A 21,418-nucleotide genomic window follows, 5' to 3' on the forward strand; every position below is an offset into this window, starting at 1 on the left:
ATGCCGATCAAAGGAACGTCGTCGGAGACCGACACGTTCACCGTGCCCTCGGCTGTGTCGCCGTCCGTATCGGAGGCGATCACCTTGACCGAGCCGAGGCTCGCAAGGTCGTCGGCGTTGACGCCGGGATGGCTGGCGTAGTTGTCGTTCAGCGTCGCCGTCACCGTGGCGCTGTCGCCGCTGCGCACCAGGTCAAGCGTGACGATCGCCACGCCGCCGGCGCGGCCGATGATCTGCGTATCGGAGACGCGATCCCAGGTCAATCCGCCCGTAAGGCCGCTGGTGTCGCCGAACGCGATCGTCGCGATCGTATCCGAACCGGCAGCAAAGCCGATCGTGCCGGCGCTCGTGTTTGAACCCGGCGTCGAGCCGTCGGCAAGGGTCTGGTCGTCGAGCGTCAGCGATGCCGAAGCTGCAAGCGGATCGACCGTCGGGCCAGCACCATCCGTCACCGTGATCGTCTGGCTGTCGATCGTCGTGTCACCGTCGGCGTCCGTGGCCGACAGCGAGAAGGTGACGTTGACGCCACCGGCATTGTTGAGGTTGCTGGCCGCATCGAACGACCAGGTCTTGTCGGAATTGACCGTTAGCGTGCCTTCGGCAAGCGCGAACACCACCGACTGACCTGCCGTCAGCGCCAGGGTCTGGGTGGTGTTGCCGACCGTGACGTCCACTGTGCTGACACCGTCAGCGCCGGCCGAAAGCGTCCAGTTGCCGGCAAGCGCCTGGCCCTCGACCACGTTGGACGAGGCCGGATCCGTGATGCCGATCGAGGGAACGTCGTCGACGATGTCCACGCGCAGCGTCGCCGTACCGGTCGCGCCGTCAACGTCGGTGACCATCAGATTGAAGGTATCCCGGTCCTGCTCGACATTTGCGCCTGGGCCGGAGCCAGTAACGGGGCTCGTCAGTTCATAGGTATACTGCGCCGTGCCAGTGGCGGGGTTGTACGCGGTGATGGTCAGCACGCCGAACAGGCCCGCGACCGATTGGCCGACGAGTCCGCCGATTGCGAAAGTCTGGCCGTTGATCGTCAGGCTGGCGACATCGTCCAGGCCGTCCGGATCGGAGATCGTGAAGATGCCGTTGACCGAAGCGCTGCCATCGCTGGCGCGCGATCCGCTGGCGAGGCCAGCTTCGTCGACCTGCCGGTCGCTAACGAGGATGCCGCTGGGATCGCTGCTGCCGCCATCGGGGATGATCGACGGGTTGTCATTGGGGTCGAGCGTAAAGGGAAGAAGCTCGGTCGCCTCGAGCGTCGGAAATTCCAGGGCGGTCGGCGGCAACAGACCGATGACCGGTCCGGCCTGGCCAATGTCCGCGTTGGCGTCACCAAAACCGCCGCCGCTGCTCTGGTTCGAGACGACGCTGATGCTGCCGTCCGGACCCGCTGCAACGTTGATGCCGTTTTCGCCGAGCACGGCCACCAGGGTTTCGCGCGGGATTTCAGCATCGCCGATGACGAAGGTCGGAACCTTCAATGCGGCGTTGTGAATGGTGATCGTCGACCCGTCCGGCTGTTCCAAAACGATATCGGTACCGACGACCTTGATTTTCTCGATCGACGCACCTGCGGGCAGGTGCACCACGTTCGAAGCATCGGCGGTGACCGTCGCGGGCATGGGCTGCGTCTGTGGCGCTGTCTCGGCGCCTTTCACCGGCGCTCCGGTTGCCGGGTCGACGAGCTGGGGTTCTCCCTCTTCTCCCGTCGCCGCCTGCGCCACCAGTCGGTCAGCCTTGCCATCCGGCGCGTTGCGAAACTCGATTGCCTCTGCCTGCGTAGCGGCGGCTTCGTTCGAAATTGTGGTGCCTTCGGTTGCCATAGAAATACCCCTCGACCTTTGCGAGCAAGAAAACACCAAGCTTTTTGGAGCGCAATCGGGGGCTGAGGGATTAGCGAAAAACAGCATAATATATTATGCTAATACCCAAAATTGGTGAGCTTAGTACAAATTTAGTATTTCTGGTCATTGGTCCATAACCATCTTCCGCGCGGGCACGGCGGCTCGAAAAAGTGGCCTCGAAATCGTGCTCGACGACACCTGAGCCCTTCCATTGGTTCGACGTGCAGGCTTATCGCCTAGGGAACCTCAAGAAGAACTGCGAAACAAACGGTCGCGATTGGCAATCCACGCGACATGCCGCCAATGACGATGTTGCTGGTGTGTCTACAAGGTGGGCTGGCGGTCTGATCTGAAAGAATACTCAAGTATAAAATTTGAATAAAATTTTATACAAAACGTATTGTTTCGGAGTACACTAAATAATACATACCGCTTTACCGGCATTTTTCTTTTCATTCGTACAGTGTCCTCACGAAACCGAGAGACACGGCAATGAACAAGAACAGCTGGAAGCACTGCGGAAAATACCTGAAGACTTCGGTGTTCGCGATCGGCCTGGTGTCGCTATCTGCGACATCATCCGTTCAGGCGGGCCAGTCCGGTATGCTCCACGCTGGTCTCTTCCAGCAGCTGCTGAGCATGGCAAGCCCCCTGGCAGCCGTCGCCACGGAGACGATCAACACCTTGTCGAAGCAGGCTTCCGAGGCTCTGAAGAGCCGGCAGGTGCAGAAGGTGGCGGTGACTGCGCGCGCGAGCTTCGGCGGCCAGGCAGCGGCAGAGTCGGAACCCTCCGCCGTGTTCCATTCGGTCGCCTTCCGCGTCTCTTCAATCCCAGTGGCGCGCAAATGGAAGACCGTCTATCCGGCAGTCGTGGCGGCGGACTTCAACCGCTGCGCACAGGAGAGCGGTTGTGCCGCCCGCGGCATTCTCGGCAAGGCGATCGAAAACGCCAACGGTCTTGCATTCCGCCAGAAAATCAGCGGCATCAACCGCACGGTGAACCGGATCGTGCGCTACCAGCCGGACGCGGAGAACTACGGCTCCAAGGACTACTGGGCAACGCCGGATGAAATTCTTGCCCGCGGCAAGGGTGACTGCGAAGACTATGCCATCCTGAAGATGGCTGCCCTGAAGGCGGCCGGTCTGCCGTCAGAGGCCATGTCGATCGTTGTACTTCGCGATGTCCGGCGCAACCTCTATCACGCGGTGCTGGCAATCACGACGAGCCAGGGCCACTTCATTCTCGACAACCTGAGTGACGAGGTGAAGCTTGACCGCGCGCTTCCGAGCTATCAGGCGCTCTTTTCGGTCAGCGCCGATCGCTCCTGGATCCATGGCATCAAGACCACCGGCGATAAGGTCGCGTCTGCCGAACCTTTCGCGGATGTCATGCCCGGCGAAGGCGTTGCGGTTCGCTGAACCTCGGCTCCAACGTCGACGTCTTCACGATCAGACCTATTCATGAACGCCGCCCAGCCGTCCTCGCGGCAGGCGGACCTCCGAGCTCTCAGGCCAGGATGAAGCCGATGATCACGTCCTGGTCGGCAAGCGGGGCCAGTGCGGCGTTGAGTTTGCCGCGCGTCACCTGTCCCTGCACGCCGATGGTGAAACCCGCGGGCTGCGGCTCGCCTGGAGCTGCCTTCAAACGGCGGACAAGATCGACGAACTGAACATCGAAGGCGAGCCTCAAGCCGCGCGCCGGCTGCGGCTGCTGCGACCGCAGAACCCGCGACTGGACAAAGGAGAGGAACGCGGGGTTGAAGGCGACGATGTTCTTGTTTCCCGTGAGCGCAAAGGCAGGCGTTGGGCTGGCGCGAACCTGGCCGGCGACGATCGCCAGATTGCTGCGTTGCCTGGCACCGATAAGCTCGTCGCGCATGTAGCGCGTGGCGACGTAGCGCAGTCGCGCCGTCAAATTCCCCTCGCCTTCAAGCTCTCTTTCACAAGCTGCAACGATATCCGCAAGTCTTCGTCCCTGCCGCGCGGCAAGCTCGCCAAGACAGTGCCAATAGATTTCCTCGAGCTTGATCCCGCGGCGCTGACCGCCGATGGTGACGACGCGGAACCGCAGCGCGCTCAGGTCCTCATCGGACGGTGGAGGCTGCGTTTCGTTCATTCATCAGCGCTCCCGCAGAGCTTCCTCACGCGCCTTGTTGATCGGCTTCATCAGATAGGCAAGGATCGTCTTCTTGCCCGTCATGATATCGACCGAAGCGATCATGCCCGGCATGATGGCATATTCCCGCCCGTCCTTCACCAGCGCAGCCGTGTCGGTTTTAACGCGCACGAGATAATAGGTCTCGCCATTGTTCTGGTCGACGAGACTGTCGGCGCTGACGGTTTCAACGATGCCGCCGAGGCCGCCATAAATCGAGAAATCATAGGCGGAGACCTTGATCAAAGCCGGTTGGCCCGGACGCACGAAGGCGACGTCGCGCGGTGAAAGCCGCGCCTCGACGAGCAGCGTCTCCGATGTCGGCACGACGCCGCCGATCACTGCGCCCGGCGTCACATAGGCACCAACCGTGTTGACATCTAACGTATTGATGATGCCATCGACCGGGGAACGGATATCGGTGTTGGCGACCCGGCTGGTCGCCCCGCGGATCGTTTCGTCGATCACCGAAAGCTGCGAGAGGGCCTCCGTTTTTTCCGCCAGGGCCTCCTGCTTCAGTTGCAGGGAGAGTTCGGTGACCTGCAGCGACGCCTCCTCGAGCGCCGCCTCCAGCTTGCCGACCGATTGCTTCCACAGGGCGAGCTGTCCCCGGGTGTCGGTCAATTCCTTTTCGACCCGCAGTAGCTCTGTTTGAGCGATGAGCTTGCGTTTGGCCATCGGCTCGATGAGCCCCTGTTCCCGTTCCGTGACCTGCAGGCTCTCGGTCAGCCGGGTGATGTTGGCTTGCGCCTCCGCCAGTTCCTTCTGACGCTGGCCCTCGCGGGCCTGCATGACCGACAGCTTGTTGTTGAAGTTTCCAGCCTTCGCCTGGAGCAGTTGCTCCTCGTTGGCGCAGATAGCCGGTGCGACCTTGGCGATATTCTCGGGGCAATTGTACTTGGCGTCGTAGGCCCCACTCTCTTCGAGCTCCAAGCGCGCTATCTGCGCGCGCAGCGACCGTGCCTTGGCTTCGAGCTCGCCAAGCGAGGAGCCGCTGGCCGTATCGTCGAGCCGCAGGATCAGGTCGCCGCGGCGGACGACCTGCCCGAGCTGCACGGCGATCTCGCGCACGATGCCGGGCTCGCTCGACTGGATGATCTGCGTCTTCGAGACGGGAATGACCTTGCCTTCGCCACGTGCGATTTCGTCTACCTCGGCAATCGCCGCCCAGGCGACGAAACAGCTGATCAGCAAGCCGATGACAAGCAGTCCGGCGCGCGCGGCAAGCGGCGGTTTCTCAGTCATGCTGCCCCCTTCCGCCACTTGCGGACAGGCATTGTTTCGTCGTCATGTCGAGAGCGTGGATCATAACCCCGCCCCCTCGGCCGGTCCGGCAGGACCGGAGCGTCGTTGCAACTGTTCGATGACCGCGGCCTTCGGGCCATCAGCGACGAGGCGCCCGCGGTCGAGAACAAGCAGGCGATCGACGAGGCTCAGCATGCTGTGACGGTGCGTGGAGATCAGAAGTGTGACATCGCTGCTGAACACATTGGAGAGCTTGTTGATCAGTTCACGCTCGCTGGCGAGGTCCATGGCCCCGGAAGGCTCGTCCAGGAACACCACCTTCGGCTTGCGCAACAACAGCCGGGCAATGGCGACCGCCTGGCGCTGCCCGCCCGAAAGCTGGGAACCGCGCTCACCGACCGGCATGTCATAGCCACGCGGATGATGGGAGACGAAGTCGTCGACGCCGGCAAGCCGGGCTGCCGCGACCACTTCTTCATCGCTGGCGGTCGGGTTCGCCATCAGCAGGTTTTCCTTGATGGTGCCGGAAAACAGGTCGGAATTCTGCGACACGAAGGAGACGGCCGAGCGGACAACGGAGGGATGCAACTGCCGGATATCGACGCCATCGAGCAGAATACGGCCGGCGCTGGGCGCGTAGAGACCTGCGAGAAGCCGGCCGAGCGTGGTCTTTCCCGAACCGATGCGGCCAATGATGCCAACACGCTCGCCCGCCTTTATCGTCACGTTCATGCCGCTGACCACTTTGTAGTCGGTCCCCGGATAGGCGAAATCGAGATTGGTGAAAGTGATGCTGCCGTTGCGGATCTCGCGGTTGACGAAACCGATCGTGTCCGGCCGATCTTCCGGCTGCTCCATCACCGCATTTAGGATGCGCAGCGACAAAATCGCCTGACGCAGCCGTGCCAGCGTCATCGCAATCTGCCCCAGCGGCGCGACGGCACGGCCGGAAAGCATGCTGGCCGCAATGATCGCGCCCGAGGAGATGTTGCCTTCAGTGAATTCGTAAGCGCCGGCGACGACAATGCAGACCGTCACCAATTGCTGCACGAATTGTGTCGCGTGCGAGGCCCAGGAGGAGATCTCCTTGATCTGCTCGGCCGTGTTCGAAGAGTGCTTGGCCAGTTCGTTCCAGCGGCGCAAAAGCTGCTTTTCCGAATGCAGCGTCTTCACCGTCTCGATGGCGCTGATCGTCTCTACCAATAGCGCCTGGCGCTGGGCTGATTCGTTCGAGGCGGCGGCGACGCGGTTGCCGATCTTGTACTGCGCGACATAGCCGATCAAGACGCTCAAGAGGAACGCGACCGCCGGGATGAGCGCGATCCAGCCTGCGACCGCGTAGACCGCTGCGATGAAAACGAAGGCGAAAAGGCTGTCGATGAGGGTGCTGAGCGTATTCGAGGTGAAGAACTCGCGAACGAATTCATACTGCATCGCTCGGTTGGCGTATTCGCCTGTCGAAGGTGGTCGCGATGCCATCGTCGCATGCAGTATCTTCTCGAACAGCATGTAGGAGAGCTTCAGGTCAGCCTTCCGTCCGGCAAAGTCGATCAGCGCGGCACGAACCGTCTTGAGCAGGAAGTCGAACAGAATGGCGGTGCTGATGCCAAGCGCCAGCACCCAAAGTGTCGCCATCGCCTTGTTCGGCAGAATCCGGTCATAGACGTTCATCGTAAAGAGCGGCGCGGCCAGCGCCAGCACGTTGATGAAAAAGGCCGCGATCGCCACCTGCACATAGGCTTGCCAGAATGGCTTGACCGTGGCCGTCAGCCAATGCCGGCGGTCGATGTTACGGGCCTCACCGACGCCGCGGCCGGACGCCGTATTGAGATAGGTGGCTGAGAAGGACAAGGCACAGGCGAGACCGCCGAGCTGCAACTCAGACAGTTTCACCGCCGCTTCGCCGGGAGCAGCAGCTCTGTTCGAAAGGTTCAACGTGCCGTCAGGCGCCTCTTCCAAAAGCGCCATGGCGCTGCCGTCACGAAAGACGAGCAGCAGCGGGTATACGAAATCACGATTGCCGATCGCGCGCCCGGAAACGATTTCCGTTTCCAGGCCGACCCGCTCCGCAATACGTGAGACGTCCTCGGCGCTCGGCAACCGCGCGTCAAAAGGAACGTCGGAATAAAGCACGCTGTCGGACGAGGGGCGGTTCAAGAAGATACATATCTCCTTGAACGCCTCGGGAAAGCCAGTCAAAGACGGGCCAATCTGCACATGCCTGTCAATGCTTTGCACTACCACCGATTGTGTCCACCTTGACGAGGACTATCATTTCTGCCGGATCGGCGCCAACAAATCGAGCGGCAAGTCGTTCGTCTGGCGCGAAGGAACACGGCGATAGGTTTCCGTGGGCGGCGTATCCGGGACATTGAACTCGTTGCGGGCATAGGCTTCGGCCTGGGCCGGCGCCTTGATCTGCATCGTCGACAGGAGCTGGCCGGTCGCCGCAAGCAGGCGGTACTCGGCAAACAGAGCGGCGTACTGCGAGGTTTTCGCGAGAACGCTGACATTGAAACGCGAATTCTGCGCGCCGAGCACGTCAAGCAGCGAACGCTGCCCGACCTTGAGCTGTTCGCGATAGGACTCGACGAGCTGTACGTTCATCTGAGCCTGCGCGTTCAGCGTGCGGGAGATCTCGTACTGGCTGTTGCGGCGTTCCCAGGAAATGCGAACGGCTTCCTCGACCTCGCGATGTGCCTGGTGGAAGACCAGCCGCTGTTCGCTTGCGCGGCGCATCTGCTCTTGCTCGTTGGCGATATCAATGCCGCCGCGATAGAGGTTCCACTTCGCCACGATCCGCGCCTGGGCATCCCAGCTGTTGCCGGTCGCGCCGTCGATATCGTTGCCCGTGCGCACACGCCCTTCGGCGAAGACTTCCGGAAGCATGTTCGAGCGTGCCGCTTTGACCTGCGAATCCGCAGCGCTGATGTCGGAATCGGCGGCCTTGATGCGCGGATTGCTGCCGCGGGCGATACCGATTGCCGTCTCGAGCGTCTTCGGCAGAACGCCGGCGACCGACTTCGGCATGGACGGCTTCGTGAGGGGCTGGCCAACCAGGCGGTTGAAGCTGATCTTGACGGTTTCGAGCGATTCCTCTGCTTCCTGCAGACGGGCCTTGGCCGACAACAGGCGTTCACTCGCCTGCTGGCGATCCGCATCGGTCAGGGCGCCACCTGAAATCAGCGAGCTGATATCCGACAGGATCGACTGGTGCACGCCGACGTTCTTGCGCGCTTCCGCAACGATCTGCTGCTGGAGAATATATTCGAAATATTCGCGGACGATCTGCAGACCGATCGTCTCGGACCGTTCGAGGACCCGGAAGGAGGCGCTGTCGACGCGCGCCGCCTGACGCTCCAGTTCGGCGCGACGACCACCGCCATCGAAGAGCTTCTGCGTAATGGTCAGCCCGACGTCGGAAGGATAGAGCGGATCGTTCTCAATGGAACCAAGGCGACGGGCTTCGTCCTCAAGATGTTGAACGCCCGTCGAAGCTTCCATGTCGACGCTCGGCAGATAGAGACCGCGCGCCTGCCGCAGTTCGAACTCGATTGCCTCGCGGTTCTCGATCGACTGCCCGATTTCCGGGTTCGATTCCATCGCGATCTGAAGCGCTTCCCTCAGCGTCATCGCTTCGGCTGCGCCACCTGCAAATACGGTTGACGCGAGCAGAATGGAAAAAAGCCCGCCCTTAAAAGTTTTCCCCACTTTCAATATTATCCCCCTCGCAATCCGTACGTCATGCTGGCGAATCCGAGCGTGCGTTACAACTGCCGAAATTTACCGATAGATAATACAGAGGTAATATAACGCGGCCACCAATTTTGGGGTGGTTCTATGACGCCCCAAGCTTTCGCACGGCTATGTTGCAAAAATGGAACATTCGTGTGCCAACAAGAGTAACCGTTAACCTATTGAAATAAAATAAATCAGCCGCGGCTGCCCAAGGTACCAAGGCGCTTCGGCCCGTTGCAACGTTGCCGTCAACGCAACGGCAGCGCGAATTCCTCACTATGGCCTCAGCCGCTGCGAGCGGAGATTACCCGTCTTCCCGTCACTGGCGCCGGCACCCAGTAAATCACGCTGAAGGCAGCCGGACGAAATCGACGGTTTGCGTTCCCTCGCTGGCAACCAATACAGTTTCGGATGCTGCCGCACGGCGCAACCGTTCGAGATCTACGCTGCCGTCGAACAATGCGCCGCCGACGCTAATTGCCAGATCGACCTTGCTGCCGTCTGCCGAGAAGTGTGCCGAAGCCAATGCCTTCGTCAGGCGGATGGAAACGTGCTCGGCATCCGATTCGCTCGCGCCGACCAAAAGAACGTCGAAGCTTGCCGGGCCGGTTCGAGCGACGATGTCATCGCGCCGCACCGAGGTGCTGATCGTGGAGGCGACGAACTGGAGCAGTTCTTCGCTCCAGGCCGGACCGAAAGCGGCACCGACATCGTCGAGGTTGTTGATCCTGAGATGAATGAGTGCTCCGTGAAGCTCTTCGCCGGCGCGTTGCCGGCGACGCTCGAGGCCATTAACCTGCTGGACCAGCCCGCGGCCGGTTACGCAGCCCGTCGTGGCATCGTGGGCGACGACATGGTTGATCTGGTTGCGAAGGCGCTGGGCCCGGCGAAACTGCGTCGCCGCGAGGACGATCAGCGGCACGCCCATCAACAGGGAGATCAACGCGGCGCCAACCACGGCGGCCGCATAGGGCCGATCGACGAGAGCCACCAGGCTGAGATAGACCAAAACCTGCGCGAGTACGGCGAAACCAACAATGCCACCGATGACATATCGCGCGATTCGCCAGTCCCTCTGCCCGTTGAACTGTACTTCTCTTCGCATCCACCGCTCCCGATTCACCAATGACGATCGGTCTAGCGCGAGTTTATGGATATTCCATTGCCAGGGTACCTACAACTTTATGCAGTATGCGGGCTTTCCAAGAAAAATGCTCCAAAACGGGATATCCGGTTCGCCGAAAGCAGCTTGCCGGTCCCTCCCGCGGGCTTGAACGCGCCGTCAACCTGCACCGACGAAAAGAAGCGATTCGATGCCGGATGTCACGTTACCGACCGGGCTCACGCACAGCAACGCTTCCCAACCGGTCGCCGGCTGTCGTCGATCGCTTTGTTCTCAGTACGCGAGTGCACCGCCGACAACCGACGAAGCGCGCCTTGTCTTCGGCGCTTGATAGGGCCCATGCGTCCGTTCAACTGCGGCAAGGTCGGGAACCCTCCCCGTCTTTCGGCGTTCCTATTCCGCCGGGCGCCCTCGCCCGATGCTGAAGCGCCACGAAAGGAACCGATGATGTACGACAGGGAGCGTTGGCCAGAACAAAGGGCATCAACCGGACTGCCGGTCGGAATCATGCTCCTTTCAGCCCTCGCCATAACCGCCTATCTCGCCGTCGGCGGCGCATTTTCGGACGGTGGTGATCGGGCTGTCGTCTACATCCCGCAGACAATCGGAAAGTAACCCACGCGGCGCGGCAGTGCGCGTCGGCTTTGACCGAAGCGCGGGGCATTCGACATGTCGCATGCGTGAGACGGGGCGGCTCCTCCTCCGTCCCGTAATTCACGACAGGCCTAAAATGTCTCTATAAACAATGCCGTGAGTGGCCGGCAATAAATCCGGCGAGCAACATGGGACCGCCCGTCCGGTGGCCATTCACGAGCTACAACGTGACAGCGACGGCCTTTAAAGGCAACGAATCAAACAGGTGGCGAACTCCTCAATTCGGGCTAGGCGGTGCTGACCTCAGCGTCGGAATTTGCCTGTTGCTCAACTGCGCGCGAGCGCCCGCCCGCCGTCCTTGAGACGATGGAGTGCCGACTGTCCGGGGGCCTTTCTCATCCGAAACGATCAGATCTAGCCGAGACGCATGTGGATCTTTCGAACGCGCCCCAGCGCGTGGCTCCAATATTTGCTAAATCGGCTATAAGCCACTCGGTCAAACCAATCAGGAGAAATCATGGAAACCGTCGAGATCAGCGGCCGCAGCGACTTCGCACTTTGGGCAATCCAGCGCGCCCAGGAAATCGTCACCGCCGAGGGTGCCGCCTTTGCTATGGCCGCTCGCGACATGAATGAGGATACGCTGGGGGAAACTGCCGCCGCGCTCGGCAAAGCCATCAGCGATGCCATGCTCGAAGTCTTTGACGGTCTGACCGCGGAGTGACCTGAGCCGTCGGGACGCACACCGGTCTCGCGATAGGGGCGAGCGCCGGATATCCAAATGGAGGGTGGCGGGTAGCGATCACCCGCACATCTGGCTTGTGGTTCGCGGTCCGGAGGGCTCGCCGTTCGCCTGTCACCAGCCAGAACGCAATGGCGCGCGCCTGTCCTTCATCAACGCATCCAGTTCTTGGGGAGGGTGGTTCACTTCCGCCGCACGTCGAGGCCTAATGCCTCGGCGATGGTGATGGTTTGGTCGATCGTGATGATCGCGTCCTTGAGGTGCACGTTTTCCGGTTCGATCGCACTGAGGTCGCTGCCCCTGAGATCACAGGCTGTAAAATCGATGCCGTGCAGCCACGCGCCGGAGAGATCGACGTCTCTCAGCGAGCCACCCTTGCAGGAGGCACCGGTAAGGTCTGCCTCCCGCAAGCGGGTTTCCTTGAAGGACGCGCGGCCGAGACCTGCATCTGGTCGAAGTCGCATGTATCGAACATGCTGCCGACGAACTTGCACTCTGTGAACCGGCTGTCGAAGAATTTGCAGGACACGAAAGTGCAGTTCACGAAGGCACTCGCCTGATGCGACGAGGCATTGAAGCGCGCCCGCCGGAAGGTGCATTCTTGGAAGACGACACCAACGGTCTGCGCCTCAGTCAGGTCGAGATCGACGAACAGAGTGTTCTGATGACGCTCGCGATCGATCTGCCGGCCATACCAGTCCGCACCGGCAATCGTGATATCTATCTTCGGCGGCGCTTCGCCATATCGTCGTTCAGCCATCGTCATCCATCCATTGAGCTCGGTTAGACGGCGAACGCCTGCCGTTCCGTCATCCTGTTCGACCGGGCAACAATTGAGGACACCGGCAGCGACCTCGCTTCACGCGAGCGTCTACAGACTGTTCAAGCTGACGAGCAGAGTCGACAGATTCTAGTAACCGGCAACTGCCGAAGACCGGCCCGGCCGCGCGTCAGTCGTCGATCCGGAAACCGACCTTCATGACCACCTGATAGTGAGCCACTTCGCCGTCCTTGATGTGGCCCCGGATCTGATCGACCTCGAACCACTCGAGATTTCTCATGGTTTTCGACGCCCGCGCGATCGCCGTTTCGATCGCCTCCGTAACGGAAGACTTCGAACTGCCGACAAGTTCTACCTTCTTGTAGACATGGTCACTCATGACACCCTCCCGGTTGCCTCTAGAAGCGATCAACAAGCCTACAGGCAAATCACGAAAACAGCACCTGCCCCACGCATCGAAAGCGATGCGCGCGAGTTGCGGGCATCGCCACGGCTTGCTTCGACTACCCGTCGTCCTGGAAAGCGAGCGTGACCTCAAAGCGGATCATGCCCATGCCTCAGCGACCGCGTGATTTGCACAAGGAACGTGCAGTTTGCCTGGCACTGGCCGGTTTTTCCCGCAAATCGGATGCGCGGTCTTGCAAATGCAACACCGTTTCAGGTGGCCCAACTCTTGCTTCACTCTGTCTGAAACATCCAACCAAGGGATTGTCGGATGATGTGGAGTGGGTTGCTGCTGTCGCTGCTGCTGAGCGTTTCAATGGCCTTCAGCCTGACGGAGTTGAGTTTCGTGCGCAATGGCCGCGGCCAGCAATCGCGCGGCGATGCGGTGCGAACAACGCTCGCGATGTCAGCTGGATTGACCGCTTTGGGATTGGCGTTCAGTCATCAGGGGCCATCACTGGGGGTAATGGCAGTCGTCGCCGGCATAGCGCTCTCATGGCTGGCGGCGCGGTTCGCCTCACGTACCGTTGCGCTCGCGGTCACCATCCTGTCGCTTGGCTTCTATCTGCAGTTCGCGGAACTCGCACCCCTGCGCCCTTGACCGACGGTGCATGAAAGCGTTCGCCCTTCGGTCACGATCGCATCCATCGCGATGTCGTGCCATTGTGGCCTGATGCTCTCCATTCTCTGCTGTTCGAACCCAACGCCGATCACGAATGGCTTCGGTTGAAGCACGGCGAGTGTACGATCGTAATAGCCCCCACCATAACCCAAGCGATAACCGCTCTCGTCGAAACCGACGACCGGTGCGATGACGATGGTCGGCTGAACATCCCGCCCCTCGGTCGGAATTGGGATCCCCCAAACACCCCTCTCGAGCGCCTCGCCAGCGCGCCAGGATCGAAAGCCGAGAGGTTTTGCCTTGGCGAGCACCACCGGTAATGCGCAGTCGGCGCCGCGGGCAATGAGCGTGTTCATCCAAGAGCGCAGATCCGGTTCACCACGGAACGGCCAATACAGCGAAATCGTTTCGCCTCGAACGTTGGGCAGAAGTTGGTCGAGCGCAGAAACGATCGCGTCTGTCCGTGCGGTCCGTTCTGCAATCGGAATGCCCTGTCGCGCGGATATCAGCCTTTTTCTCTCCTGCTCCCGCCATTGCACAATCGAGATCGCCTTTGGAGACTCCATGCCCATATAGGCCGGATCCACCTCGTGCATCAGGCAAGGCGGTGATGAAAAGCGCGGCGAAAGATCGTCCTCATCAGGCGTGCACATGGTCGATGGCCTTTCTCCGTTTCCGGGAATGTTTCGAACGCAGTTTCACGAGATCACCTTGATTATCATTTCCCATTCGAGAACAATAAAGCAGCTTCATTTCCTTCGTAGATAAAATGGACTTCACGACCCTTGAGATTTTTCTGCTGGTAGCCGAGCGTACCAGCGTGACCCGCGCCGCCACCGAGATTGGCCGTGCGCCATCCAACGTCACCAACCGTATTCGCGCACTCGAGGAAGAATTGGGCGTCGGCCTGTTCAGCCGCGACGGCAAGAAGATGACGCTGACGCGCGAGGGGCGTCTTTTTCGCTCCTACGCCACACGGCTGGTGGCGCTATGTGACGAGGCGCGCAACGCGCTGAAGCCGACGATGATGCCGGACGTCTTGCGGCTGGGCAGCATGGAGAGTACCGCTGCCAGCCGCCTGCCGCCGGTTCTGCAGACGATCAACCGAACGCACCCGGATTTGGCGCTGAGGCTCACAATGGGCTCGACGGAGGAACTGACCCGAGCCGTGCTCGCTGAAGAAATCGACTGTGCGCTGATCGCACGTTTGCCAAGCGATATCGCGATGCCGAGACCCGACCCGCTCGAGGACCTCGATGGAGATCCGATCTACCGCGAAGACGTATTGATCGTCTTGCCCGCGTCGCATCCGCCGATCAAAACCGCCCTGGACGTGCGTGTGAGCTGGTTGGCGGCGCTCGAACCCGGATGCACGTACCGCCGTGTCGCGGAACAATGGGCACGTCCGTCGCCGACGATTGCGACCAAGGAGGTTTCCTCCTATCACGCCATACTGGCGAGCGTTGCAGCCGGTGACGCGATCGGTGTAGTGCCACGATGCGTATTCGAACTGATGGACTGGCCAGGCGACGCTCGAACCCATTCATTGCGTGAAATTCAGACACTGCTCATCTATCGTAGGGAGGCCAGCTCCCCTGCGATCGAAATCCTACGCCGCGCATTGCATACAGACGCTGGCGGCCACTGAAATATTCAACCTACGCGCTGCCATTTACAGGTGACTGCATGACCAATTCGCCCAACCAGACGCCCTCGCAACCGCCGGGCCGTCGTTTCTTCGCGCCGATCCTGGCGGGTGCGACGTTGAGGGAGCGCCTGATTGCGTGTCTCGGAGCGCTGGTTGGTATCCTCCTGACCGGTATGATCAGCGGCAGTATCTTTGGTGGCGGTCCCAGCCTTCCGTTGATCGTGGCGCCGATGGGCGCATCCGCGGTTCTGCTGTTTGCGGTTCCCACAAGCCCGCTTGCCCAGCCGTGGTCGATCGTCGGCGGCAACACGATCTCCGCCTTCGTGGGGGTTCTGTCAGCTATGTTCGTGCCGGATCCGCTGATCGCAACCGGTATTGCCGTGGGGATCGCGATCGCGGCGATGTCATTTACGCGCTGCTTGCATCCGCCCGGCGGCGCCGCTGCGTTGACCGCAGTGCTTGGCGGCCCTGTCGTGGCGAGCTGGGGTCTCCTGTTCCCGCTGGTGCCCGTCGCGCTCAACTCGTGCCTGCTGGTGGCTCTCGGGATCCTGTTTCACAAGCTGGCGAGACGCAACTACCCGCACGTCGTCGCTCCGCCCGCAAATACGCACGCGACCATTGATCCGCCCGCCAGTCGCCGGGTCGGCTTCACCGGTGCGGATGTCGATGCCGCGCTCGAGGCGCTGGATGAAACGTTTGACATCAGCCGGGAGGATCTTGATCGGGTGCTGCGCCAGGTGGAATTGCAGGCGGCAATTCGGGCGACACCCCACATCCTGTGCCGGGATATCATGTCGCGCGACGTCATCTGCGTCCATCAAGACGACAGCAGCGAGGCCGCGCGCTCGTTGCTTCTCAGACACAATATCCGGACCATCCCCGTAAAGGATGGAAACGAGCGGCTTGTCGGTACAGTCGGACTGAGGGAGCTGACCGAGCCCGGTGCCACTGTCGGCAGCAACGTTGCTACACCAGTGGTCGCGCGCCAGGACGACCGGGCGATGAGCTTGCTTCCGGCGCTTACCAGCGGAATAATTCACGCGGTCATCATCGTCGATGACGACCATCATGTGCTGGGACTGATCTCGCAAACGGATCTGCTGGCGGCAGCAGCGCGGACGTTGTTCGATCACAACTCAGCTCGCGAACAGGCTGCATAGGACTTGCCTTCGGTTGTCCACCCGGATCAATCCGCTGTGCCCGTCGACGGATTGGCGAAATCAGCAGGCTCAGTGCAGCGAAATCTGTCGCGTCGGTTGCCTCACGTGATGCACGAGCGGTGTTTCGCTCGATATCAGTCGCGCAACCAGACGCCCTGACGCCGTAACCACATCGATGACGGCGTCGCAATAGTCGTCGTCCTTGGTCAGTTCATCGACAATCCTTTGACCATAGGCAACTGCGGGTCCATCTGATGGGTATTTCCGGCCAACTTCGTCGCGGCTGACGACGCCTGCTGCATAGATATTGAACAGATAGCGGCGCATGATATTCCACTCCATACGGGATGCCGCGTCGGCGCTGGCCTTGCTGAAGGCACCGAAGGCGCTATGAACGGCATTGCAGGGTTTGAAATGACCCTGCAACCTATCGCGACATCGTCTCCTTGTCGCGTGACCCGAGCGTGACATTTACTCTACGTTAAGCATCGCCAGCTTCACCGTGCTCGACGGACAAAGTGGGATCGGCGTTGTCGACCTCGCGGATGCGTCTGACGCTGACCTGACTCGGGACATAATGACCGATCAAGAAACGGCTCGCGGTCGAAGTCGATCCCTGGGCGGACGACGCCCCGCACCTAAGAGGAACCGGTAGGTCGAAGACGAGACGCACGCGCGGTTCTGGCGTTTGCGCAGGCACAAAGACGAAGATCCTCACCTCGCCTAGTCAAGGATGCTCTCTGCGCCGCTCGGCAGCCCGGAAGTCCCCGGCGCCGGAGGGGCCGATACACATTGCCTCAACCCCAGACGACTCGATGCGTCCGAGCGCTGCTCGGAATCCGTCTGCAAGCATCCAACAAGGAACAGATGATGACCGATCTCAGCCTCGAAAGCACAGTCGCAACGATCGCAGCCGAATTGCCGGGGGCCGCGGAACTCTTCCGCCGTTACGGCATCAGCTTCTGTTGCGGCGGCAAGATGTTGTTGTCGGAAGCCGCGCTCAAGGCCGGTATCGCCCCTTCGGCATTGCTGACAGAACTGGAAACACTCAAGCGTTCGGCAAGTCGAGATGCCCCGGAGGAGACCGCCGATCTCATCGCTCACCTCCTCCACAGGTACCACCAAACGCACCGTGCTGAGCTCGCATGGTTGATTCCGCTTGCTCAGAAGGTGGAACGGGTACACGGCGGCCATCCGTCGGCCCCTGTCGGGCTTTCCCAAGCCCTGGAGGCGCTGCGCGACGAGCTCGAAAGCCACATGATGAAGGAAGAGCTCGTGCTGTTCCCGATGATGCAGCGCGGTGATGGCGCGACGATTTCCTCTCCGATCGCCCAGATGCGGCGCGAGCACGACGACGAGGTGGAGCATCTGCGAACGATCGTGCATGTCACCCACGGACTAACCTTGCCGGACGGCGCCTGCGGTTCGTGGACAGCACTCTATACAGGGTTGCGTAAGCTCACCGAGGACCTCGTCACACACATGCATCTCGAAAATGCCGTGCTGTTTCCGCGCTTCGAGGCCGGCCTCCAGACGATTTGATGATCGCGGCGCCAAAGCCGTGGACATCGATCTGGCAGGCCCCGCACCGACCCCTGTTCTTTCTGGCGGGTCTATGGGCGCTTGTCGCGCCTGCGGTCTGGTTTCTGCCCGATGGTATTGGACCGGACAGAGCCGCCTGGCATAGCCATGAGCTTCTCTTCGGCATGGCCGGTGCGGCGGCAGGAGGCTACCTGTTGACCGCCCTGCCCGCGTGGACAAAGAAAGGCCCGGTCTCAGCTGAGGTCACCGTGCTCGCGACCGTTCTCTGGTGCGTGGCCCGCCTGACGACGGCTCTTTCGGCGCACCTCCCGGTCGTTGCTGCCGCAGTCGGGATGTCAGCCTACTTCGCCTTTCTCGCGGTCGTTCTCGCCCAGGGGGGTGTATCGGGCAGAGCGGGACGCCGCTTCTGGGCACCGTTCGCCGTGGCGCTTATTGGCGTGCTCAGCCCGCTGTGGCTTGACGGAGAGGCAAGCGATCTCGCCGCAGATGCAGTGCCGCGGATCTTCCTCGCCCTGATCACCCTGATCGGCGGCCGTGCCGTGCCCGCTTTCACACGCTCCTGGCTCGGACGAACTGGTGAGGCAGGTCTCGTTCGGGACCAGCCCGGGCTTTCCTGCCTGGCGATCGGCGGCATAGTTGCGGCCGCCTGCCTCAATGCTACCAAGCAAACGAACGCAGAGGGCATTTTCCTCGTACTGTCCGGTTTGGCGCTCGTGTTACGAATGAGCGGCTGGCAAGGCCTGAAAACCCGGTGCTACCCGGCGCTCTTCATGCTGCATCTTGCTTTTTCCTGGACGCCGGGGGCTCTCCTGCTCATTGGCTTCGCCACCATGTTTCCAGACCAGATGTTACCCGCGACCGCCGTGCATGCGGCGACCATGGGGGCAATGGGAACAATGATGGCGGCCCTCATGATGCGTGCTGCGATGGCACGCAACGAAGGCGTACTCGTGCTCAATGGGAAGATGGCATGTGCTTTCGCTCTTATCTGCCTCGCCGCAATGATTCGCATTCTGGCCGAATGGTTCGGTAGCGCGTATTTTAATCCCGTCGTCACCGCGGCCGCATGCTGGATGTTGGCATGGGGGCTGTTCCTTCTTGCCTATCTACCGGCGCTAAGAGGGCCTGTTCCGAGACCAGTCCTGAGCGCTGACAGGGCGCTAGCACCGCTGACCGGACCCGAACGATAGGCTTTGCGCGGTCCTTTCGGACCCGCCATTTGCACCGCCGCGAGAACGAGTTCTGTTGCCGGAAACACCTTCCTGCCGGCCAATTGCACATTGCATCATGAACATTGTCAGGTCACAAGGTCGCGCTATCTTCCGGAAGATCCATTTAGCGGTAGCCGATGCCACGCCCTCCCAAGACCTCAACCCAGATTGCAAACACCTCCAGCAAGGGTGCCGATCGCCCGGAAAGCTCGGAATCGACTGTCGAGCATGTCGTGCTCCAGACGGGCGCTTCAAACCCATCCGACGGGCCGGATCAATCCACGCAAGCCACCCCCTCCCCGACACTCTTCGGCCAAAGCGGACAGGCAGCTCGCCATCTGTTGGTTGCGCTCGGCCACGACTTGAAGGTGGGTGCAACCTTGATCCGCGCGAAGACCAAGCATGCGGCTTCCTACCTGAAAATGAAATTCAGCCCTTCGAATGCAGACGAAGCCGCATCAACTGCCGACGATCCCCGTGGGTGGTTCGTGGCTGCTCTGGTGAAGTTCGGGAACCGGCTGGGTGCGCTGCGTAAGAAGCCCTCCGAAGATCGCGCACGCACCTTCGTCAGGCCAAGCTGGTGGAAGGTTGCCATCGGCCTGGTCCTCCTCGCCTGCCTCCTTATTCCCGGTACTGTACTCGTGTGGGCGCTGAAGGATGTTCCCTGGAGTGAGATCAGGGACGGAACTTTGAAGCCTGTCGTGGTGCTGGAAACGGCGGACGGAGGACCGCTGGTCAGACAAGGCCCCTATCAGGGACCCTACGCACAGTACGACCAATTCCCGCCGCGGCTGATTGATGCCGTGCTGTCAATCGAGGACCGCCGGTTCATGGACCATTTCGGCATCGATGTCAGAGGGATCGGACGGGCGCTCGTGCGGAACTTCGAAGCTGGCTCGGTGGTCGAGGGCGGCAGCACCATCACCCAACAGCTCATCAAGCTGCAATATCTCGACAGCGACCGAACAATAAAACGAAAGGTCCAGGAGTTCGTGATCGCCCTGTGGCTGGAGTGGAAGCTCGGCAAGCAGGAAATACTGACGCGCTACCTCAACAGCGCCTATCTCGGCGCCGGCGCGACCGGAATGCCCGCAGCCGCAAGGATCTATTTCAACAAGGACATCGGCGCACTCAACCTGCCAGAATCGGCGATGCTGGCTGGCTTGTTGCGGGCGCCGAGCCAGTGGAATCCGATCGACAATTTTGAAGGTGCGCGCCAACGCACATCGGTCGTCCTCGACACGATGGTAGCCAATGGCAAGATCACCGCACCCGAGGCTGCACAAGTCAAGGCGAGCTTCGCCACGCTCCACCCGACGACGCCGACGCCACGATCCGGCAGCTGGTTCGCCGACTGGATCTCGCCGCAGGCGAGCGAAATCGCCGGCGCATCTCCGGGTTCGACCACGGTGCGCACGACACTGTCCCCACAGCTGCAGCGGATCGCCGAAAGGGTTCTGGCAAACGCGCTGGATACGGAAGGAAAGCGGGCCGGAGTATCCCAGGCCGCGTTGGTTGCGATGACGCCCGACGGAGCGGTCGTCGCCATGGTCGGCGGTCGCGACTATAAGCAAAGCCAATTCAATCGCGCGGTGACCGCCCTGCGGCAACCGGGTTCCACCTTCAAGCTGTTCGTCTACTATGCGGCCCTGAAGGCCGGGTTCACCCTGTCCGACCAGGTCCTGGATGCGCCGATCGACATTAACGGTTGGTCGCCCGAGAATTCCGGCGGCCGCTATCGCGGCTGGGTCACGCTTGCCGAGGCCTTTGCCCGCTCGCTGAATGCGCCGACTGTGGCGCTTGCCCAGGAGGTCGGGCTCGACAATGTGATCGCCGCTGCGCGCGAGCTCGGCATAAACGCGCCGCTGGCCAATACACCTTCCTTGGCCCTCGGCACTTCGGAGGTCAGTCTGCTTGACCTCACCAGCGCCTATGCCTCTGTCCATCTCGGCAAGGCGCCCGTCGAGCCTTGGGGTATCATTGATTTTCAGGCGGCCGGACAGCCGGAGGCGTTTCGTGTCGGCTCACAGGCCGCGCCGACCATTGATCTCTCCACCTACCAACCGGATCTCGTTGGCCTTTTGCAGTTGGTGGTCGAGCGCGGAACCGGACGCGGGGCCGCTCCCGGTGCGTTCGCGGCCGGCAAGACCGGCACCAGCCAAAACAATCGCGATGCCTGGTTCGTCGGCTTCACGGAGCCACTTGTCGCTGGCGTATGGGTTGGCAATGACGACGACACGCCGATGAAGGGGGTCACGGGCGGCGCCTTGCCAGCGCATATTTGGCGCGACTTCATGCGGGAAGCGATGGCGGCGCCTGCGGCAGGAGCGCTTGTCGAAAGCCCCGCCGCACCGCAGTCCTGCAACATCACGGCCTGCTCCCGCAGCTATCGTTCCTTCCGCCCTTCGGATTGCACCTATCAGCCCTACTACGGCGGACGGCGGCTCTGCGAAAAATGAGCCTCGCCTGAGCGGAGTGCCAGCGACGCATCATCAGTCTCCTTCGATCACTACATGCGGAGAGCGTGGCGGCGCTGTGTTGGAGGACATTGCGGCGCGGGATCGAATTT

General features: G+C 61.2%; 19 protein-coding genes. 9 read left to right on the forward strand and 10 right to left on the reverse strand.

Translation table 11 applies throughout. The features are described from left to right. Nucleotides 1-1,823 (reverse strand): hypothetical protein (locus ACTJKM_RS22905; RefSeq protein WP_440660996.1); only part of this gene is annotated, 1,823 nt, incomplete at its 3' end. A gap of 513 nt (nucleotides 1,824-2,336) precedes the next feature. Here ACTJKM_RS22905 and ACTJKM_RS22910 point away from each other — a divergent pair. Next, nucleotides 2,337-3,263 (forward strand): transglutaminase-like cysteine peptidase, encoded by a 927-nt coding sequence (locus ACTJKM_RS22910; RefSeq protein WP_440660998.1) that lies wholly within the window; start codon nucleotides 2,337-2,339, stop codon nucleotides 3,261-3,263. An 88-nt stretch (nucleotides 3,264-3,351) separates the two neighbouring features. On the opposite strand, the gene ACTJKM_RS22915 is transcribed toward ACTJKM_RS22910, so the two are convergent. From ACTJKM_RS22915 to ACTJKM_RS22935, 5 genes are all read right to left on the reverse strand, one after another. Further along, nucleotides 3,352-3,960: a ribbon-helix-helix domain-containing protein gene (locus ACTJKM_RS22915; RefSeq protein ID WP_058326982.1), complete on the reverse strand. Its 609-nt coding sequence runs from the start codon at nucleotides 3,958-3,960 to the stop codon at nucleotides 3,352-3,354. Nucleotides 3,961-3,963: 3 nt separating this feature from the next. After that, nucleotides 3,964-5,244, reverse strand: coding sequence for an HlyD family type I secretion periplasmic adaptor subunit (locus ACTJKM_RS22920; RefSeq protein WP_057249622.1), 1,281 nt, complete (start codon nucleotides 5,242-5,244; stop codon nucleotides 3,964-3,966). Between the two features lie 60 nt (nucleotides 5,245-5,304). After that, nucleotides 5,305-7,488, reverse strand: a complete 2,184-nt coding sequence (locus tag ACTJKM_RS22925; protein ID WP_440660999.1) for a type I secretion system permease/ATPase — start codon at nucleotides 7,486-7,488, stop codon at nucleotides 5,305-5,307. Nucleotides 7,489-7,515: 27 nt separating this feature from the next. After that, nucleotides 7,516-8,964, reverse strand: a complete 1,449-nt coding sequence (locus tag ACTJKM_RS22930) for a TolC family outer membrane protein (protein WP_373419816.1) — start codon at nucleotides 8,962-8,964, stop codon at nucleotides 7,516-7,518. 361 nt (nucleotides 8,965-9,325) lie between these two features. Then, the gene (locus ACTJKM_RS22935) at nucleotides 9,326-10,087 is read right to left on the reverse strand and encodes a GGDEF domain-containing protein (RefSeq protein ID WP_058320878.1); all 762 of its coding nucleotides are present in this window, start codon (nucleotides 10,085-10,087) and stop codon (nucleotides 9,326-9,328) included. Nucleotides 10,088-11,216: 1,129 nt separating this feature from the next. Here ACTJKM_RS22935 and ACTJKM_RS22940 point away from each other — a divergent pair. Further along, nucleotides 11,217-11,423, forward strand: coding sequence for a hypothetical protein (locus tag ACTJKM_RS22940; protein ID WP_057249614.1), 207 nt, complete (start codon nucleotides 11,217-11,219; stop codon nucleotides 11,421-11,423). 200 nt (nucleotides 11,424-11,623) lie between these two features. On the opposite strand, the gene ACTJKM_RS22945 is transcribed toward ACTJKM_RS22940, so the two are convergent. After that, the gene (locus ACTJKM_RS22945; protein ID WP_440661001.1) at nucleotides 11,624-11,905 is read right to left on the reverse strand and encodes a pentapeptide repeat-containing protein; all 282 of its coding nucleotides are present in this window, start codon (nucleotides 11,903-11,905) and stop codon (nucleotides 11,624-11,626) included. 137 nt (nucleotides 11,906-12,042) lie between these two features. Here ACTJKM_RS22945 and ACTJKM_RS22950 point away from each other — a divergent pair, with 137 nt between their 5' ends. Further along, the gene (locus ACTJKM_RS22950) at nucleotides 12,043-12,228 is read left to right on the forward strand and encodes a hypothetical protein (protein WP_440661003.1); all 186 of its coding nucleotides are present in this window, start codon (nucleotides 12,043-12,045) and stop codon (nucleotides 12,226-12,228) included. A gap of 163 nt (nucleotides 12,229-12,391) precedes the next feature. Here ACTJKM_RS22950 and ACTJKM_RS22955 read toward each other — a convergent pair whose 3' ends face one another. Next, nucleotides 12,392-12,601: a dodecin gene (locus ACTJKM_RS22955; RefSeq protein ID WP_057249612.1), complete on the reverse strand. Its 210-nt coding sequence runs from the start codon at nucleotides 12,599-12,601 to the stop codon at nucleotides 12,392-12,394. A 336-nt stretch (nucleotides 12,602-12,937) separates the two neighbouring features. Between ACTJKM_RS22955 and ACTJKM_RS22960 the strand changes: the two genes are divergently transcribed. Then, nucleotides 12,938-13,267 (forward strand): hypothetical protein, encoded by a 330-nt coding sequence (locus ACTJKM_RS22960; protein WP_057249610.1) that lies wholly within the window; start codon nucleotides 12,938-12,940, stop codon nucleotides 13,265-13,267. On the opposite strand, the gene ACTJKM_RS22965 is transcribed toward ACTJKM_RS22960, so the two are convergent. Beyond that, nucleotides 13,228-13,884 carry a 5-formyltetrahydrofolate cyclo-ligase gene (locus ACTJKM_RS22965; RefSeq protein ID WP_440661004.1) on the reverse strand — a complete coding sequence of 219 codons (657 nt, stop codon included), beginning with the start codon at nucleotides 13,882-13,884 and terminating at the stop codon, nucleotides 13,228-13,230. The two genes, ACTJKM_RS22960 and ACTJKM_RS22965, sit on opposite strands and share 40 nt — an antisense overlap. Nucleotides 13,885-14,057: 173 nt before the next feature. On the opposite strand from ACTJKM_RS22965, the gene ACTJKM_RS22970 reads away from it, so the two are divergent. Further along, nucleotides 14,058-14,936 (forward strand): LysR family transcriptional regulator, encoded by an 879-nt coding sequence (locus tag ACTJKM_RS22970; RefSeq protein ID WP_440661006.1) that lies wholly within the window; start codon nucleotides 14,058-14,060, stop codon nucleotides 14,934-14,936. 38 nt (nucleotides 14,937-14,974) lie between these two features. Then, a complete protein-coding gene (locus ACTJKM_RS22975) occupies nucleotides 14,975-16,096 on the forward strand; it encodes an HPP family protein (protein ID WP_440639546.1) in 1,122 nt (373 codons plus the stop codon). A gap of 69 nt (nucleotides 16,097-16,165) precedes the next feature. Here the strand turns inward: ACTJKM_RS22975 and ACTJKM_RS22980 are convergent, their stop codons facing one another. Continuing rightward, entirely contained in the window at nucleotides 16,166-16,423 is a 258-nt protein-coding gene (locus ACTJKM_RS22980; RefSeq protein ID WP_141679501.1) for a DUF6894 family protein, read from the reverse strand. 543 nt (nucleotides 16,424-16,966) lie between these two features. Here ACTJKM_RS22980 and ric point away from each other — a divergent pair. The 3 genes from ric to ACTJKM_RS22995 all read left to right on the forward strand — a co-directional run bounded on the left by ric (nucleotide 16,967) and on the right by ACTJKM_RS22995 (nucleotide 21,308). Then, nucleotides 16,967-17,638, forward strand: a complete 672-nt coding sequence (ric, locus tag ACTJKM_RS22985) for an iron-sulfur cluster repair di-iron protein (protein WP_440661007.1) — start codon at nucleotides 16,967-16,969, stop codon at nucleotides 17,636-17,638. Then, complete coding sequence (locus ACTJKM_RS22990) at nucleotides 17,638-18,828, forward strand: NnrS family protein (RefSeq protein ID WP_440661081.1); 1,191 nt, start codon at nucleotides 17,638-17,640, stop codon at nucleotides 18,826-18,828. Before ric ends, ACTJKM_RS22990 begins: the two co-directional genes overlap by 1 nt. A gap of 158 nt (nucleotides 18,829-18,986) precedes the next feature. After that, the gene (locus tag ACTJKM_RS22995) at nucleotides 18,987-21,308 is read left to right on the forward strand and encodes a PBP1A family penicillin-binding protein (RefSeq protein ID WP_440661009.1); all 2,322 of its coding nucleotides are present in this window, start codon (nucleotides 18,987-18,989) and stop codon (nucleotides 21,306-21,308) included. Nucleotides 21,309-21,418 lie beyond the last annotated feature (110 nt).

Source organism: Ensifer sp. 22460, assembly GCF_052044935.1.
In the GTDB taxonomy this organism is placed as follows: domain Bacteria; phylum Pseudomonadota; class Alphaproteobacteria; order Rhizobiales; family Rhizobiaceae; genus Ensifer.